This window comes from Lentilactobacillus rapi DSM 19907 = JCM 15042 (genome assembly GCF_001436255.1).
In the GTDB taxonomy this organism is placed as follows: Bacteria; Bacillota; Bacilli; order Lactobacillales; family Lactobacillaceae; genus Lentilactobacillus; species Lentilactobacillus rapi.
The window spans coordinates 32,018-49,157 of record NZ_AZEI01000003.1 but is presented as its reverse complement, the minus strand read 5'-3'; the positions used below and the strand labels follow the sequence as shown (position 1 = coordinate 49,157).

Annotated in this window: 13 protein-coding genes, 1 tRNA gene and 1 pseudogene; 12 read left to right on the top strand and 3 right to left on the bottom strand. The window is 42.5% G+C overall.

All coding sequences use genetic code 11. The features are described 5' to 3' along the window. Positions 1–138: 138 nt before the first annotated feature. Positions 139–1,206, bottom strand: a complete 1,068-nt coding sequence (locus FD12_RS00640; protein WP_054746746.1) for a zinc-dependent alcohol dehydrogenase family protein — start codon at positions 1,204–1,206, stop codon at positions 139–141. A gap of 224 nt (positions 1,207–1,430) precedes the next feature. After that, positions 1,431–2,024 carry an ATP-dependent Clp endopeptidase proteolytic subunit ClpP gene (gene clpP / locus FD12_RS00635; RefSeq protein WP_008855307.1) on the bottom strand — a complete coding sequence of 198 codons (594 nt, stop codon included), beginning with the start codon at positions 2,022–2,024 and terminating at the stop codon, positions 1,431–1,433. 211 nt (positions 2,025–2,235) lie between these two features. Here clpP and FD12_RS00630 point away from each other — a divergent pair, with 211 nt between their 5' ends. The 3 genes and pseudogenes from FD12_RS00630 to FD12_RS00620 all read left to right on the top strand — a co-directional run bounded on the left by FD12_RS00630 (position 2,236) and on the right by FD12_RS00620 (position 5,094). Continuing rightward, on the top strand, positions 2,236–3,147 hold the full coding sequence (locus FD12_RS00630; RefSeq protein WP_056981101.1) for a VOC family protein: 912 nt from the start codon (positions 2,236–2,238) through the stop codon (positions 3,145–3,147). A 28-nt stretch (positions 3,148–3,175) separates the two neighbouring features. Next, a complete protein-coding gene (locus FD12_RS00625) occupies positions 3,176–3,619 on the top strand; it encodes a GNAT family N-acetyltransferase (protein WP_054746770.1) in 444 nt (147 codons plus the stop codon). 298 nt (positions 3,620–3,917) lie between these two features. Continuing rightward, positions 3,918–5,094: pseudogene (locus FD12_RS00620) on the top strand (MFS transporter). An 82-nt stretch (positions 5,095–5,176) separates the two neighbouring features. Here the strand turns inward: FD12_RS00620 and FD12_RS00615 are convergent. Next, positions 5,177–5,248: transfer RNA gene (locus FD12_RS00615), tRNA-Arg, on the bottom strand. A gap of 267 nt (positions 5,249–5,515) precedes the next feature. On the opposite strand from FD12_RS00615, the gene gap reads away from it, so the two are divergent. From gap to rnr, 9 genes are all read left to right on the top strand, one after another. Continuing rightward, entirely contained in the window at positions 5,516–6,526 is a 1,011-nt protein-coding gene (gap, locus tag FD12_RS00610; protein ID WP_054746745.1) for a type I glyceraldehyde-3-phosphate dehydrogenase, read from the top strand. Between the two features lie 101 nt (positions 6,527–6,627). After that, positions 6,628–7,842 carry a phosphoglycerate kinase gene (locus tag FD12_RS00605; RefSeq protein WP_056981099.1) on the top strand — a complete coding sequence of 405 codons (1,215 nt, stop codon included), beginning with the start codon at positions 6,628–6,630 and terminating at the stop codon, positions 7,840–7,842. 118 nt (positions 7,843–7,960) lie between these two features. Continuing rightward, positions 7,961–8,719 carry a triose-phosphate isomerase gene (gene tpiA / locus FD12_RS00600; protein ID WP_054746744.1) on the top strand — a complete coding sequence of 253 codons (759 nt, stop codon included), beginning with the start codon at positions 7,961–7,963 and terminating at the stop codon, positions 8,717–8,719. A 103-nt stretch (positions 8,720–8,822) separates the two neighbouring features. Further along, positions 8,823–10,142 (top strand): phosphopyruvate hydratase, encoded by a 1,320-nt coding sequence (eno, locus tag FD12_RS00595; RefSeq protein WP_056981097.1) that lies wholly within the window; start codon positions 8,823–8,825, stop codon positions 10,140–10,142. A gap of 115 nt (positions 10,143–10,257) precedes the next feature. Then, the gene (locus tag FD12_RS00590) at positions 10,258–12,048 is read left to right on the top strand and encodes a hypothetical protein (RefSeq protein WP_056981095.1); all 1,791 of its coding nucleotides are present in this window, start codon (positions 10,258–10,260) and stop codon (positions 12,046–12,048) included. A gap of 29 nt (positions 12,049–12,077) precedes the next feature. Beyond that, complete coding sequence (locus FD12_RS00585; RefSeq protein ID WP_056981093.1) at positions 12,078–13,616, top strand: ClC family H(+)/Cl(-) exchange transporter; 1,539 nt, start codon at positions 12,078–12,080, stop codon at positions 13,614–13,616. 83 nt (positions 13,617–13,699) lie between these two features. Then, positions 13,700–13,936 (top strand): preprotein translocase subunit SecG, encoded by a 237-nt coding sequence (secG, locus tag FD12_RS00580; protein WP_054746741.1) that lies wholly within the window; start codon positions 13,700–13,702, stop codon positions 13,934–13,936. Positions 13,937–14,001: 65 nt separating this feature from the next. Continuing rightward, positions 14,002–14,760: an alpha/beta hydrolase gene (locus tag FD12_RS00575; RefSeq protein WP_225427252.1), complete on the top strand. Its 759-nt coding sequence runs from the start codon at positions 14,002–14,004 to the stop codon at positions 14,758–14,760. A gap of 15 nt (positions 14,761–14,775) precedes the next feature. Continuing rightward, the gene (rnr, locus tag FD12_RS00570; protein ID WP_056981091.1) at positions 14,776–17,130 is read left to right on the top strand and encodes a ribonuclease R; all 2,355 of its coding nucleotides are present in this window, start codon (positions 14,776–14,778) and stop codon (positions 17,128–17,130) included. Positions 17,131–17,140 lie beyond the last annotated feature (10 nt).

The following is a 17,140-nucleotide window of genomic DNA, read 5'->3' as shown; positions in this document are numbered from 1 at the left end:
TTTTAAAATATTAGGCATGGTGACTAGTAGCTAATAGCCGCTATCGAGCTTCATGTATCTCAAAATGTTTTGCTAATGAAAAGAGGATCTAATCAGTAAGGTTATCATGCCTGATTAGATCCTTTTTGATATTATTGATTATCCTTGGCTGACCCTCAATACACAAGCGCCCTTGATATCACCGTGAGACAAGTACTTCAATGCTTCATCAGCTTTAGCGAGCGGATATTCCGTGATCTCTGGGTGAATGTTTAACCGATCTGCCAGGGTCAAGAATTCTTCGCCATCACGACGGGTATTGCTTTCAACACTTGTCAGGTTCTTTTCATGGAAAATATGAGCAGGATAAGAGAGCTGGGGGATGTCAGTTGAGTGAATGCCGGCCATTGCCAGCGTGCCACCTGGTTTCAGCGCTTCCAGAGCCTTTGGAACGATGTCGCCAACTGGCGTGTAGTTGATGGCTGAATCCAGCTTCACTGGTGGTAAGTCATAAGCACCTCGCGCGGAAGCGGCACCTAATTGAAGGGCAAATTTACGGGCATCCTTGCCGCGAGTGAGAACATGAACTTCAATCCCTTGTTTCATTGCAACCTGCGCTGTTAGGTGAGCGGAACCCCCAAAGCCGTAGAGGCCTAAACGCCCACCGGCAGGAACGTTTGCCCGCTCAAATGCCCGGTAACCGATAATGCCGGCACAAAGGAGTGGAGCAGCGGTCGCCGAGTCGAACCTTTCCGGAATCCGATAAGCGAAGCCTTCTGGAACCGTGACATATTCTGCGTAACCGCCGTCATGATCCCAACCGGTATACAAGGAGTTTGGGCAGAGATTCTCGCGACCTGAACGGCAGTATTCACAAACGCCGCAGGTCCAGCGCAACCAAGGAATGCCAATTCGATCACCAAGGTTAAAACGGCTGGTTTCGGGACCAAATTTAACAACCCGGCCGACAATCTCGTGTCCGGGCGTCAGGTGTTCTTTATGAACTGGCAAGTCGCCCTCGGTCACGTGTAAATCGGTGTGACAAACGCCACAGGTAATTACTTTGACCAGCACTTCTCCACGTTGTGGGGTCGGCACTGGTTTAGTAGTGAAGCGAAGTGGCGAGCTGTCCGAATTGATTGAACCCGGCTTGATAATTTCCCAAGCTTTCATTTCAGTGGGGATGGTTTCCGAGACATCCGGTGTGATTGTTTCTTGTGTTTTCATAAATTAATGACCTCGATTCAATAATTGTTTCAGAAAGAACGCATATTGATTTCATTGAATATAACGAACAAGTTAATGATTGAACTAACTTTCACATTCATTTTAGTCTGTTCTTTGGGGATTAGCAATTGAACAGGATATAGAAAAAAGACCGCCACAAGCTTTGGACTTGTTGACGGTCTTCCTTAAATCACTCTTCATTGACGATAAGTCAATTAGTGAGATTATTGTTTTTCAGAACTGTTGGTCATGATGCCATCCAACAAGCCGTAATCAACAGCTTCTTGAGCGGTTAAGTAGTTATCCCGTTCAGTATCCTTGTTGATCTTCTCGATTGGTTGACCAGAATTCTCAGCTAAGAGATTATTAATCATCTTACGAGCCTTGAGAATTTCTTCAGCAGCAATTTCGATTTCAGTTTGTTGACCTTGAGCACCACCTGATGGTTGGTGAATTAAGACTTGAGCATGTGGCAAAGCAAATCGCTTGCCCTTGGCACCAGAAGATGCAAGAACAGAAGCCATTGAAGCAGCCATACCCATTACGATTGTCTGAACATCGGCTTTAACGAAGTTCATGGTATCGTAAATTGCCATGCCTGAGGTGATCACACCACCTGGTGAGTTGATGTAAAGGTAAATATCTTTTTCAGAGTCTTGAGCATCCAAGAATAACAATTGAGCAATAATCGCGTTCGCCATGTCATCTTCGATTGGGCCTGATAACATGATGATGCGGTCTTTTAACAGACGTGAATAAATGTCATAAGCTCTTTCGCCATTAGCGGATTGCTCAATAACAGTTGGCACTAAATTCATTGAGAATGCCTCCTTGATAGGTTTTATGAAAGATGGCCTACGCCAAGTTCATGATAATAGTTTAGTGTATTGGTCAAAAAAGGTCAAATGTTTTGCTCAATTTAATCTGATAAATGTTTTGTAATCTTGATAGCAGTCAGGTGTTATCCTGATGAAACCGAATTCAATGGTGCTATACTTTTGTCAAAGGTTAAAGCGAGGAGGCTTCAAAATGAAAACGCACCATATCTCACTCTTAACGAAAGATGCCAACCAGAACGTCCATTTTTACACGAAAGTGTTGGGGATGCGGCTTATTAAGAATACGGTTAACCAAGAAAATATCAAGATTCGCCACTTGTTCTATGGTGATTACCTTGGCACGCCGGGGACAGTCGTCACATTCTTTGTCCTCCCACTGCTGGGGCGGCGAACGGATGGCAAACACTTTTTTAATAGTATTAAATTAGCAATTCCAACTGGCAGCTTGGCGTTTTGGCAGCACCGGCTTGATCGGTTAGGATATCAAACGACTGAAATTGATAATGGACTTAAATTACTTGACCCAGATGGGGTTGAACTGAAATTAATTTTGACGTCAGAGCGGTTAACTGACATGCGAATTGTCCCAGACAGTGATGTGCCTGCAGAAGATCAGATTACCAGACTACTGGGAACGGCGCTTCACGTACCGGATCCACGGGCTACCGCAGCGTTTTTCCACGAGTGGTTAGGTTTATCGGTAGAATTAAATGCCGTGAAGCTGGAAGATGGTCAAACAATTGATCTCCTGAAGTCCCAACGACCAGACGATCGGACGCGGTTTGGTAGGGGGAGCATCGACCATTTTGCCTTGGCTGCACCTACATTGGCAAAATTGAACGATTATTGGGAACGTGCTCAGCAGCTTCATCTCAACACGGAAGAATATGCAGATCGTGGTTGGTTTAAGAGTATCTATGTTCGAGATCCTGGCGATAACCGGATTGAAATTGCGACAACTTCCCCTGGATTTTCGCTGGATGAACCATTGCTGACATTAGGACATGGCTTGGGATTGCCACCACAATTTGAGCCCCAGCGTCAGGAAATTCTGGCTTACTATGAAAAACAGGGCGTTGATTTCCACGATGTTAACGACTGAGAATCTTTTATACGAAAGCGAGCATAGCATGAAAATACAAGAGGTAACTGAAATCAGTTCTGAACTGATCAAAAGCTTATTAGCGGTTTGGGAAAGTTCCGTCAAGGCGACGCACTTATTTTTAACTAATGACGAAATTCAAGCGATTAAGACGGACATTCCAGAAGCAATTAGTAATGTTCAACACCTCATATTGATGACTAATGAAAGTAATCGCCCAATTGGTTTTATGGGGATTGATGCGCAAATGCTTGAAATGCTATTCATATCAAATGAGTACAGAGGTAAAGGACTAGGCAAGCAATTATTAGAGTATGGTATTCAAAAGTATTCAGTCAATAAACTGGGTGTAAACGAACAAAACCCACTTGCCAAGGGATTTTACGAGCATATGGGCTTTAGAGTTTATAAGCGGACCGAATTAGACGAACAGGGTAATCATTTTCCAATTCTCTATATGGAAAAGCGATGATTTTCGTGATGTAGATGATTAGACTATCATTGAAAAAATAGCTACACAACTTTTAGATCGGGATCAGCCACCCGATCTTTTTTGATGTCGACATCATCGAAAGCTTTGTAACCCTGAGCCTTTAGGGGAGTCCATATTATTTCGTTAGTTTATTCAAGTAACCGAGTGTCACGTTAAACGAAACTTCCTCACTTTTTCTTATTGTACGCGGATTGCACCTGTGCTAATATTTTTACTGTTTGAATTATTGAGATAAATGGCAAGTTATTTCTGTTTTGGAAATAAGCGAGGGAGGCATATGAAAACATTTAAGGTTCAAAGCTTTATTTTAATTTCCATTGGTTTTATTTTGGGGATGAGCGAGTTTATTATCGTCGGGATTATTAACGACCTTGCAAACTCATTTCACGTGGGCATCTCAGCAATTGGATTTTTGGTCACATTATTTGCCATTGTCTACGCAATTACAACGCCTGTTCTGTCAATGCTGGTCGGGAAGCATCGACTTAATCGGGTGATGTTGGGACTGCTAATTATCTTTATTATCTCCAATGTGTTGACTGCAGTCGCTACCAGCTACTTTCTTCTGGCACTTTCCCGAATATTAAATGCCGTTGTCGCGGGGATTATGGTGTCGATTGCCATTACGTTTGCTGCCGTGATTGCACCACTCCAAAAGCGCGCCTGGTTGATTTCCTGGGTTTTCTCGGGCTACAGTATTGCCTCAGTTTTTGGCGTACCAATCGGAACTTGGATTAGTGACCAAGTTGGTTGGCGAGTTGCGTTCTGGCTGATTGTGGTAATCTCGGTGATCATTGCAATCATGTTCACGTTATCACTACCAAGTGACCTCACCCAAGGAGCGACAACAGGGCTGCTGGATCAGCTTCAGCTTTTTAAAGATAAACGGATCTTGCTGGGGATCTTATTGCCAGTGTTAAATTTAGGTGGCGTTTACGTTGTGTATACTTATTTGCGGCCGATTGTAACTGGTGGGTTACATTTTCCAAATGCATTTGTGACGCCATTTCTGTTTATCTTTGGGTTAGCTTCGTTATTTAGTAACCAGTTCAGTGGGCGCCTAGCCAATGGCAACGGATTGAAATCCATTGGAGTGGGTGTTTGTTATTCAGGCAGTCACCCTAATGGTATTAAGCTTTGTGTTTGCAATGCCTTGGCTCGGCCTGGTCTGCCTCTTTTCTCTTGGAATGACAATGTATTTACTCAACTCGCCGATGCAGATGTTTTACCTGGCGGTTGCTGAGCAGGATTATCCTCAATCGATGGTTCTCGCATCCTCTTTGATTTCAATCTTTAATAATGTTGGTATCGCAGTTGGTTCTGCAGCCGGTGGTGGGGTCGTGACCCATTTTGGTTTAAACTGGCTTGGATTGAGTGGGGGCGTATTCACCGTTGTCGCCTTGATAGTATTGTTGCTGTTGAATCGGGTTCGCCGTCAAACCAAAAATGAATGATCCCAAAACAAAAGCACCATTTTGGAGGTAGTTTCGACCTTCAAAATGGTGCTTTTGAGTTAAATTAAGTGATAACCTCTAGTGCGCTCGGGGGGAATCGAACCCTCATTTCAAGAACCGGAATCTTACGTGCGATCCATTACACTACGAGCGCAACTTACTATACCAATATACTAGAAATTGAGTTGCATTTCAAGAATTATAAAAAAGTTCTTCGTGAAAACGTTTACTAAATTTGAATCCATTGCATTTATTACGTGGTCTGCTATACTCAAATCTGGGTAATAAATTCTGGTTACTCGATGCATCTCTTTGAATTCTACTTCACAAGGGGTGCTGACTTTGTTTTCATTTAGTGGTACGATTAACCTTGTACTATCTAACAATATTTTCTTGATTTCCTAAAGGAGGAAAACTTAGTATGACTGTAAAGATTGGTATTAATGGTTTTGGCCGAATTGGTCGTTTGGCATTCAAACGGATTCATGAATTACACAGCAGCGAAATTGAAGTTGTTGCTATCAATGATTTAACTACTCCTTCAATGTTAGCTTACTTATTGAAGTATGATACAACCCATGGTCGTTTCCCTGGTGAAGTTTCAGCTACTGATAAGGGTATCGTTGTCGATGGCAAGGAAATCCCTGTTTACGCTGAAAAAGATGCTTCTAACCTTAAGTGGGTTCCTAACGATGGCGTTGACTATGTTCTTGAATGTACTGGTTTTTACACCTCAGAAGAAAAATCACAAGCTCATATCAAGGCCGGCGCAAAGCGTGTCTTGATCTCAGCACCAGCTGGTCCTATCAAGACTGTTGTTCCAGGTGTTAACTTGGATGTTCTTAACGCAAACGATGTGATCGTTTCTGCTGGTTCATGTACCACTAACTGTTTAGCACCTATGCTTTACTTCATGAACAAAGAATTTGGTGTTAAGGTCGGAACTATGACGACTGTTCATGCATTTACTGCATCACAACAAATCCTTGATGGTCCTAAGACTAAGAAACGTCGTAACAACCGTACTGCTAGTGCTAACACGATTCCTCATTCATCAGGTGCTGCTAAAGCAATCGGTTTGGTTATCCCAGATCTTGACGGTAAAGTTATGGGACATGCACAACGGGTTGCCGTTATCGATGGTTCATTGACTGAATTAGTAACAGTACTTGACAAGAAAGTTACTGCTGACGAAGTTAACGAAGCAATGAAGAAGCACACAACTGATAACCCTGCATTTGGTTACAATGCAGATGAAATTGTTTCATCAGATATTATTGATGACGATCATGGTTCAGTATTTGACCCAACTCAAACTGAAGTAACAACTGCTGGTGACAACCAACTTGTTAAGACCGTTGCATGGTATGATAATGAATGGGGCTTCACTTGCAACATGGTTCGTACCTTGTTGAAGTTTGCTTCACTTTAATAATTAATTATTGCAATCGGCGGAGGAGGGGTTCTTCTCCGTCTTTTGTTATCTAAGTATGCATTTAAAATCACAATATATTTGTGTGGGAGGTTTCTAAATTGGCAAAATTAACAGTTTCTGATTTGGATCTTGAAGGAAAGAAAGTCTTGATGCGGGTTGACTTTAACGTTCCGATCAAAGACGGCGTTATTGGCGACGATAACCGGATCCAAGCTGCATTACCAACAATTAAGTATGTTTTAGACCACAAAGGCAAAGCAATTCTTTGCTCACATTTAGGTCGAATTAAAAAAGAAGACGATAAGCCAGGACTGTCACTACGTCCCGTAGCAGAACGGCTTTCGAACTTGCTCAACAAGCCAGTTATTTTCGTGCCAGTTACTGAAGGTAAACAATTGGAAGATGCGATTGCCAAGATGGACAATGGCAGTGTCTTGTTGTTTGAAAATACCCGTTATGAAGACGTCGTTAACGGCGAATACGTTAAGCGTGAATCTGGCAACGATCCTAAATTAGGTGAGTACTGGGCTTCATTGGCTGACGAATTCATTAATGATGCCTTTGGAACTGCTCATCGTTCACATGCTTCAAACGCCGGAATTGCTGAAGCCATGCACAAATCAGGTAAGCCAGTTGCTGCCGGATTCTTAATGGAAAAAGAAATCCAATTCTTGGGTGAAGCCGTTAACAATCCTAAGCGGCCATTTGTTGCCATCTTAGGTGGTGCCAAGGTTTCTGACAAGATTGGTGTGATTGATAACTTACTTGAAAAGGCCGACAAGATCATCATTGGTGGTGGAATGACTTATACGTTCTACGCAGCCAAAGGAATCAAAATTGGTGATTCACTTGTTGAAAAAGATAAAATCGATGTTGCTAAGAGCATCCTTGAAAAGGGTGGCGACAAGATCGTTTTGCCTTCAGACAACATCGTAGCCAAGAGTTATAGCAATGATGCTGAACACAAGGTCGTTGAAGGCGACATTGATGATGGCTGGATGGCTTTGGATATTGGTCCTAAGTCTGTTGAAGAATTTGAAAATGTCTTAAAGGATGCCAAGACGGTTGTTTGGAACGGCCCTATGGGTGTCTTTGAAATGCCTAACTATGCCCAAGGCACTTTGAATGTTGGTAAATTCCTTGGAACATTATCAGATGCAACTACAATTGTTGGTGGTGGTGACTCAACTGCTGCTGTTAAGCAATTAGGCGTTGCTGAGAAACTGACCCACATCTCAACCGGTGGTGGTGCTTCACTTCAATATCTTGAAGGTAAAACTCTTCCTGGTATTGCTGCTATCGATAACAAGTAAGATTGTAAGGACCTGCTTTTTGTGGGTCCTTTTTTTGATTGGTATAGTAAAAATGTAGCTTTTGAAATTAGATTTGGTTACAATGGCATTAAGACGAAAATGTAAAGGATGATTGTTTATGAGAATTCCGTTTATTGCCGGTAACTGGAAAATGAACTTATCGGTGGATGAGGCCGTTCAATTTCTACAGGATATCAAGGGCAAGCTTCCCGATCCCAAAGTAACTGAAACTTGCATTGCTGCTTCGCCATTATTTTTGGAGAGCATGCTCAAAGAGAGTAAGGGGTCAGCGCTAATCGTTGCCGCGGAAAACTGCTTTTATGAAGATGAAGGGGCCTATACCGGTGAAACCAGTCCCAAAGCGCTGCATGAAATGGGCGTTTCCCATGTGATTATCGGCCATTCGGAACGGCGCAAGTATTTCAACGAAACGGACGACATCATTAACAAAAAGGTGCACGCTGCGTTTCGCAATGAATTGACACCGATCGTTTGTTGTGATGAAACGATGAGTCGGCGGGAATCGACCAATCGGATTTCTTGGGTTGTCAGCCAGGTGACCAATGCACTGAAGGCGATCACTGCAGAGCAGGCCCAAACCATGATTATTGCTTACGAACCAAGTTGGGCAATTGGGAGTGGCAAAACTGCTTCAACCAGCGAGGCTGAAGAGGGTTGTTACTTAATCCGGCAAACGATTGCCGACTTGTATTCAGACGAAATTGCCAATCAAGTCCGCGTCTTATATGGTGGTAGTGTGAACGATGAGAATGCCGACGAGATTCTTGCTCAGCGAGATATTGATGGCGTCCTTGCCGGTGGTGCCAGCCTCAAACCAGACTCATTTTTGAAACTTGCAAACTTTTTACAAAAATAGTCACGAATGTCGTAATTTTTGTTGAAACTTGGGCTTTAAACTAATAGAATTGAAGTGAACCTTGTACAGAAGGTCACAACTTTCGCTAAGGAGAGAAAAAAATATGTCAATTATTTCTGATATTTATGCTCGTGAGGTTTTAGACTCTCGTGGTAACCCAACTGTTGAAGTTGAATTATATACTGAAGCAGGTGCAATGGGCCGTGGAATCGTTCCTTCAGGTGCTTCAACTGGTGAACATGAAGCCGTTGAACTTCGTGATGGAGACAAGGACCGTTTCATGGGTAAAGGCGTTACAAAAGCTGTTGATAACGTAAATAACATCATTGCTAAAGAAATTGTTGGCTACGATGTTACTGATCAATTGGCCATTGATAAGGCTATGATCGAATTAGACGGTACTCCTAACAAGGGTAAGCTTGGTGCTAACGCTATTTTGGGTGTTTCATTAGCTGCTGCCCGCGCTGCTGCAGATGAGTTGGAAGTTCCTTTGTATAACTACTTAGGCGGCTTTAACGCTCACTTATTGCCAACACCAATGTTAAACGTTATTAATGGTGGTAAGCATGCGAACAACAAGGTTGATTTCCAAGAGTTTATGATCATGCCTGTTGGTGCTCCTAGCATTAAGGAAGCCGTTCGTTGGAGTTCAGAAACATTCCACAACTTGAAGAACTTGTTGAACGAACGCGGATACTCAACTGCCGTTGGTGATGAAGGTGGTTTTGCCCCTGACCTTAAGAACAATGAGGAACCATTTGAAATCTTGGTTGAAGCTATTCAACGTGCCGGTTACAAGCCAGGTAAGGATATTGCAATTGCCTTTGACTGTGCCGCATCAGAATTCTACAATACCGAGACTAAGAAATACGACTTAAAGGGTGACGGCAAGTCATATACCGCCGACGAATTTGTGACTTTGCTTGAAGGCATTGTTGACAAATATCCAGTTATTTCAATCGAAGACCCACTCGACGAAAACGAATGGGAAGATTGGCAAATGGCTACTAAGCGCCTTGGCAAGAAGGTTCAAATTGTTGGTGATGATTTGTTCGTTACGAACACTGATTACCTCAAGAAGGGAATCAAGATGGGCGTTGCCAATGCAATCTTAATCAAGCTTAACCAAATCGGTACTTTGACAGAAACTGTTGAAGCTGTTGAAATGGCCAAAGAAGCAGGTTACACTGCTATCATTTCACACCGTTCAGGTGAAACTGAAGATACAACGATTGCTGACTTGGTTGTTGCCTTGAATGCAGGCCAAATCAAGACTGGTTCAATGAGCCGTGGCGAACGTATTGCTAAGTACAATCAATTGATGAGAATCGAAGATCAACTTGGCGATGTTGCTGACTACAAGGGAATTCACTCATTCTACAACTTGTCAGAACAAGCTCGTGAAGATATTTTAAACAAGTAATTTAATCTCTTAAAAAGAAGTCCAAGATAATGCTAGTTTTGGTTTCTTTTTTAAATAAAACAGCCCCCATTTTTCGTATTTAAATTATGAATACAGAAAATGGAGGTTTTTTATTTTGAAAAAATGGCTATTATTATCGTGTGTGACGTTTGGAATGGCGGTGTCTCTGGCGCAGCAAGAGGTGGTTGTTAAAGCGGTGACCACAACGGAAGCAAGTTGTCCCACAAATGGGATTGTTCATCTCAAAGTGAATCAAATCCTTAATTCAAAAAATGCAGATGGTACTGATTCAGTTGAAATCAAATCGCTACCAGTGATTGACTGGGATCTGAATAAAGGGACTCGATACCTGCCAGACGTGATTCGAGGCTACACAGTTCAACCAGGACCAGTCGATATTAAGTGTGCTGAATTTGACGAATTAAATGTTAACTATTTTGGAAAGCCCGCAAAAGTAACTGTGCGATTCGAGGATGTTAATGATAGGGAACTCAAAGACGAACTTCATCTCAATGACGGAACAGTAGGTGGATTTTTCAATATTGGCGAACTCACAGATGTAGCTATTCCTGGTTTCGAGCTGAAAGTTCGTGATAGACTTCGAGGTAAAATTGGGGAATATGGCAAAACAGTATTTTTAAAGTATGCCAAAGCCCCTCAATCAGTAGCGGTTGGTAATGAAGCCAAGACAGAAGTAAATACACCTTCTAAGGTCTCTGAACCATTGAATAGTAAAGTTGCGACTGACGCCGTAAGTACTACTGTTGAATCAAAAAAGGTTGAGATAAAACGAATCGGGAATTTGTCAACAACCGATGTGGGGCTGGTCGATCAGGGGAAGAAGGCAGTGGGAGCTGATAAAGAATCCGCGGCAAACACGCCAGACAAATTGATAAGAGAGGAAGGCACTAAGAATTTGGGTGATTCTTCAAAGAAAAAGGAAGAAGTGTATGCAAAAACAAATCAAATAGAAAAATCAGTACCTGGTACGCCAGCAACTAATAATGAGAAGCGAAATTCAACTTCCACTGAAGGTACCAGCCAGAGCAAGCCTGGGGAATCCCAAGCAAATATTAAGGATAACCTAAAAAGCGATAACTCAAACCAATCGGTTCCAAATCCCAGTGCCACTCAAGTAACAACTTCAAAAGATAGCTCATCCAAGAGGGATGATGGGAAGGCAACTGCCGATTTGAATAATAAACAAAATAATCCGTTAACTGCTAAGCCAACCAAGAGAGAATCGTCGCTCACAGCTCGGACCCAAACCATTCATCTTATCGGCGTCGACAATCATTCGCATCAACTATTTAATAAAACAGCGACCGTTTCTAACAATGAGTTGCAAAACATGCTAAATGACAATATCGAATTTTATGGTTACAGCTGGCAGCACACTAACTACGACGAAAGGACTAACACTTTCACGCTGCATTATCTTCCGAAAAAGGTTACCTTTAAGGTTGTTAATATTGATGAGAACGGCAAAGAAATTTCCAGCAGAGCAATTACGGCGGATTTTGCAACTGATTTGACGGTCTCACCAACTACCATTGATGGTTATGGCGCCTTAGATCAAGAGAAAACGATTAAGGTAGATAATTTACTTCCAGAAGTCATTCAATTCCATTACCAGAAAGATCGGTCTGATGGTGCCCGCTTTGATAAGTCGGTCGTAACTACGGCAAAAAAAGATTCGGAAGAACCCAATTCAGCAAAAAAGTTTGATTCAAGCAAAGCCTCTCAAGATAGTGATACCAAAACACATAGCCTTGCCGATAAAGAGCCCCAATCCAAGCTTCCCCAAACTGGCGAAGCAACGGTCGGCAAGAGTGCAATTATTGGGTGGTTGTTATTGATTGGGTTAGCCGGCCAAAAGATTCTTAAACGGGCCCGCCAATTATGATATGATTAGTAGCAGATATTAACTAAAGGATGAGGACAGTGCAAATTCACGGAAGTTATAAATTATCACAAATAAAAGCAATTGGGAACGGCATAATTATTGGGATACTAGCCGGGTCCATTGTCTCGGTGTTCCGCTGGTCCATTCAGCATCTCCTCGTTTTTATGAGATATTTATATACAAATTCTTTGCATCATCTCGACTTGCTACTGGCCTGTTTAGCAATTAATTTAATCATTAGCCTCGTTGTTGGTATTTTTTTAAAACAACAGCCAGATATCAAGGGTTCCGGGATCCCTCAAGTTGAAGGTCAGTTGCTTGGAGAAATCGACTATAATTGGTGGTCAATTCTCTGGCGTAAATTTGTCGGCGGAATCTTAGCCATTGGTAGTGGTCTTTATCTTGGCCGTGAAGGTCCGTCCATTCAATTGGGATCAACCCTTGGTCAGGGGGTCGCCAGACTGTTTAAACAGGTGGGATTTGATCGTCAGGTGCTTATTTCAAGTGGTGCCGCCGCTGGATTAAGTGCAGCGTTTAATGCACCAATTGCGAGTACATTGTTTGTCCTCGAAGAAATTTATCACAATTTTTCAACCAATATTTGGATTGTTTCTTTAACTTCCGCCATTACTTCTGATATGGTTGCCGCCTACGTTTTTGGTCTCAAACCAGTTTTATACATGCGTAGTACGCCGTTACCATTGAAATATTTTGTTTGGGTGCTTGCGTTAGGGGTTATTCTAGGCGGCCTCGGTCGATTATATCAATTTATTATCTTGAGGATCGGTAAGTGGTACGCTCACACGCATCTGCCTTGGTATTTCGATGGGATTATTCCTTTAATTTTGGTTATCCCAATGGGAATGGCTTACCCCCGTCTCTTAGGTGGTGGCAGTGACATTATTTTGCACCTCAACGCTGCCGGTTATTCGACGTTACTATTGATTCTTTTTTTCGTGCTTCGTTTTGTGTTTTCAATGATTTCTTATGGGAGTGGGCTTCCTGGTGGAATTTTCTTGCCCATTCTATGTTTGGGCGGCTTAATTGGCGCCATTGTTGGCAACGTATTAGTTAGCTTACATCTGCTGGATCCGCTATATTTTTCAACCTTCATCATTATGGGGATGGCGGGCTACTTTGCGGCAATTAGTAAGGCGCCATTCACGGCAATCCTTCTGATAACAGAGATGGTTGGCACGTTGTCACATTTGCTAGGGCTTGCCGTGGCATCATTAGTGGCCTATGCTGTGATTGACTTGCTTGATGGCAAACCAGTTTATTATTCAATGTTACGGCAATTGTTAAAAGTAAAAGAACAGTTGAATCTTGGAAAAACTGCTCAAATTATTCAACCGGTGTATGCCGGGTCACTAATGGATGGCCGGACTGTCCGCCAGATTAAATGGCCTCGTGGCGCTCTGCTAACTAAAATTCAACGAAACGGATTGGAAATTGTACCATCTGGAAATACGTTAATTCGCTGGGGGGATACTTTATATATTAATGTCTCCACTCACAATCAAGTTATGACAACTCATCAATTAGTTACTCTCGCAACAGAAACTTAGCATTAAAAGGTAGCGCATTTCCGTATTTTGTGTTAACTTAGTATGAGTAGTGTTAAGCCGATTTAACGGTAGGAGGCTGTAAAGTGTACAATTTCTTGTTAACATTGTTACTGATTGATTGTGTGTTAATCACAATCGCAGTTTTAATGCAACCATCAAAAACTAACGATGCTATGTCTGCCTTAACTGGTGGAGCCGATGATCTGTTTGCCAAGCAGAAGCCACGTGGTTTCGAAGCATTTATGCAAAAAACAACTGTTGTTTTAGGCGTGATCTTCTTTGTCTTAGCTCTGGCGTTAGTTTGGATATCATCGCATTAGTATTCAATCCTCCTGTTTAAATGCAGGAGGATTTTTATTATAATTGATAATGTGAGATTAAAGGGATGACTGTGATGCAGCAAACACCAATTAAATCTTTTTACTTTGAGCATGGACCTCATGCAGTAATTTTGCTTCACGCATTTGCCAGCGGGCCGGTTGATGTTCGCTTGCTTGCCAGGTATTTGGAGCGTGAAAATTACACGGTTTATGCCCCGTTGTTCACTGGGCACATGACACCGGATTTTATGGATATTCTCCAGCAGGGATCTCCTGAAAAATGGTGGGCGGATACGCAAGCGGCAATTGCATTTCTAAAGAGTAAAGGATATCAACACATTAGCATTTTTGGGATCTCGCTTGGGGGAACATTCGCTGCCAAAGCGCTTGAGATGGATCCTGATCTTACCGGCGGTGGTTCATTTGGGTCGCCGATTCTTCGCAAACGGCAATTTAGTGTTCATGATACCTTTATGCGGATGGCAAAAGCCAACTATATCAGGTATCATATTAGTGAGGCCGAAATGAATTCAAAGCTGGAATGGCTGGAGAATCATGTTGATGACATGTTGACGCGGATTGCTGATTTTACTGCAACAGTAGCGGATCATTTGCCTGAAATCCATCAGCCTTACTTTATTGGCCAAGGGTTAGCAGACGAAATTGTTAATCCGGGTAGCGCGTCTTTGCTGCGGGACAGCCTTGTGAATGCCCAAGTCAGTTACCACGAATATCCTGGGGCAACTCATATGATTACCGTTAATAAGGCTCATAAACAGCTTGAAAGCGATTTAAGTCAATTTTTAACTAAACTTTATGAATAATAAGAGGAATATAGATTGCAAGATAATGATTTGAAAAATGAAATAGAAAATGTTTTGCGGACATATCCGGACAACGTTTTTACTGTTGAAAAAATTGCTGACGTTATTCGGTCACATGGTTCAGCTGCGTTTAAGCTGATTGTTCAGGAGTTGGCTGCACTGGAACGTGAAAATATCGCCGTTGTGACTGATGAAGGTAAATTTAAACTCAATCCTGATAAACAAAAATTGAGTGGTATTTTCCATGCTAACGATAAAGGGTTTGGGTTTGTCGCTTATGACGATGAAGCCCCTGACGCCTATATTGCACCGGACAACACCATGAATGCCTTGAATGGCGATACGGTTGACATGGCAATTGTTCGTCCCGCTCAACCAGGCTCCGATCGTGGCCCGGAAGGTAAAGTAACCGCAATTACCGAACGGAAATATACACGGGTTGTTGGCCCATTTAGCAAAACGGGCGATGACAAGGGCTACTTTGGTCAATTGACGTTAAACGATAAGAAAATTGCTAAATATAAATTTTATATTAATGATGTTGGCCTCAAACCAACGCCAGGTGAAGTAATCACTGCACAGATCGTGGAATACCCCAACGCAAAGCATCCCGACTACATGGTTGGAATTGCTGACGAAGTAATTGGTTCAGTTGATGATCCTGGAATTGATATTTTACAGATTGTGTATGCCCATGACATTCCTGCCGAGTTCCCTGAGGACGTTCTTCAGGCTGCCGATGCAATTCCCGATCACGTGACCGAAGCAGAAAAAGTTGGCCGAGAAGATATTACCGATCAAGATTTGGTCACCATCGATGGCGAATCATCCAAGGATTTGGATGATGCCGTAACTGCTTGGAAATTACCAAACGGCAACTTCCATCTGGGCGTTCACATTGCGGACGTGAGCCACTATGTGAAGCCTGATAGTTTACTTGATAAGGAAGCTTTCAGACGTGGAACATCCGTTTATTTGACTGATCGGGTTATCCCAATGCTACCGCGGCGACTTTCTAACGGAATTTGTTCTCTTAATGAGGGCGAACTGCGGTTATGTATGAGTTGTGAGATGGAGATTGATCAATCAGGAAACGTGATCAATCACCGAATTCACCCAAGTTTGATGCGCTCAACTGCTCGAATGACCTACACGGCCGTCAACAAGATCTTAGAATCCCATGATGAAAAGACCATGGAACATTACAAGAAGCTCGTGCCAATGTTTGAAGTGATGGGTCAGCTTCATAAGATTCTCTATAAGCATCGTAAGGCACGGGGAGCAATTGACTTTGATGATAATGAAGCAGAAATCATTGTTGATGAAAAAGGTCATCCAATCGACATTAAGCTGCGAATTCGGGGGTTGGCTGAACGAATGATTGAATCATTCATGTTAGCTGCTAATGAAACGGTTGCCAAGCATTATTCTGACAAACACGTCCCATTCATTTACCGGGTCCATGAAACACCCGATGCAGATCGAATTCGAACTTTCTTCCAGACATTAACGGCCTTTGGTATTAACGTCAAGGGTGATCCGGAGCATGTTACGCCGAAGACCCTTCAAAATGTCTTAAAGAAAGTTGCCGGCAAACCAGAAGAGATGATGGTTTCAGTTATGTTATTACGGAGCTTGAAGCAAGCCCGTTACGCTGATCAATCGCTTGGACACTTTGGTTTAGCCGCTCCATACTATACCCATTTCACGTCGCCAATCAGACGTTATCCTGATACGATGGTTCACCGATTGATCCATTACTATGAAGACAACGGCATTAACGATGAAACTAAGAAGAAGTATGGTAATGTGCTGGACGAAATTGCCACGACGACTTCTGAATACGAACGCCGGGCTGTGGATGCGGAGCGGGATACCGACTCGATGAAGAAAGCTGAATATATGAACGACCACATTGGTGAAGAATTCGATGGGGTTGTCAGCTCAGTTATGAAGTTTGGCTTGTTCGTGGAGTTACCAAACACGGTTGAAGGACTCGTTCATATTAGTCGAATGGATGATGACTACTATCAATATGTTGAACAGTTTATGGCTTTAGTTGGTCGAAACACTCGGCGGACGTACAAGATGGGTCAACCAATTCGAGTAAAAGTTGTCAATGTCGACGTTAAGCAGAGTGCTGTGGACTTTGACGTGGTTGATCCCGAAAAGACCCCCCAAAGCAATATGTTACCTAAACGATCATATTCGCGTGACAGCAATCGTCGTGGCGGCAATAATAATCATGGGCATTCGAATTTCCATTCAAACAATAACCATGGTAATGCCAATAATCGTCATGGCAATAATCGAAATTCCCGTGGAAACAATCATAGCGGTGGCAGTAACCATAATCGCAACAAACGATAATTGTTAAAGT

What these genes read in the sequence shown, in the direction of transcription:
- FD12_RS00640 (WP_054746746.1), bottom strand. Translation starts at nt 1,206, where the DNA reads ATGAAAACACAAGAAACAATCACACCGGATGTCTCGGAAACCATCCCC.
- clpP (WP_008855307.1), bottom strand. Translation starts at nt 2,024, where the DNA reads ATGAATTTAGTGCCAACTGTTATTGAGCAATCCGCTAATGGCGAAAGA.
- FD12_RS00630 (WP_056981101.1), top strand. Translation starts at nt 2,236, where the DNA reads ATGAAAACGCACCATATCTCACTCTTAACGAAAGATGCCAACCAGAAC.
- FD12_RS00625 (WP_054746770.1), top strand. Translation starts at nt 3,176, where the DNA reads ATGAAAATACAAGAGGTAACTGAAATCAGTTCTGAACTGATCAAAAGC.
- gap (WP_054746745.1), top strand. Translation starts at nt 5,516, where the DNA reads ATGACTGTAAAGATTGGTATTAATGGTTTTGGCCGAATTGGTCGTTTG.
- tpiA (WP_054746744.1), top strand. Translation starts at nt 7,961, where the DNA reads ATGAGAATTCCGTTTATTGCCGGTAACTGGAAAATGAACTTATCGGTG.
- eno (WP_056981097.1), top strand. Translation starts at nt 8,823, where the DNA reads ATGTCAATTATTTCTGATATTTATGCTCGTGAGGTTTTAGACTCTCGT.
- FD12_RS00585 (WP_056981093.1), top strand. Translation starts at nt 12,078, where the DNA reads ATGAGGACAGTGCAAATTCACGGAAGTTATAAATTATCACAAATAAAA.
- FD12_RS00575 (WP_225427252.1), top strand. Translation starts at nt 14,002, where the DNA reads ATGACTGTGATGCAGCAAACACCAATTAAATCTTTTTACTTTGAGCAT.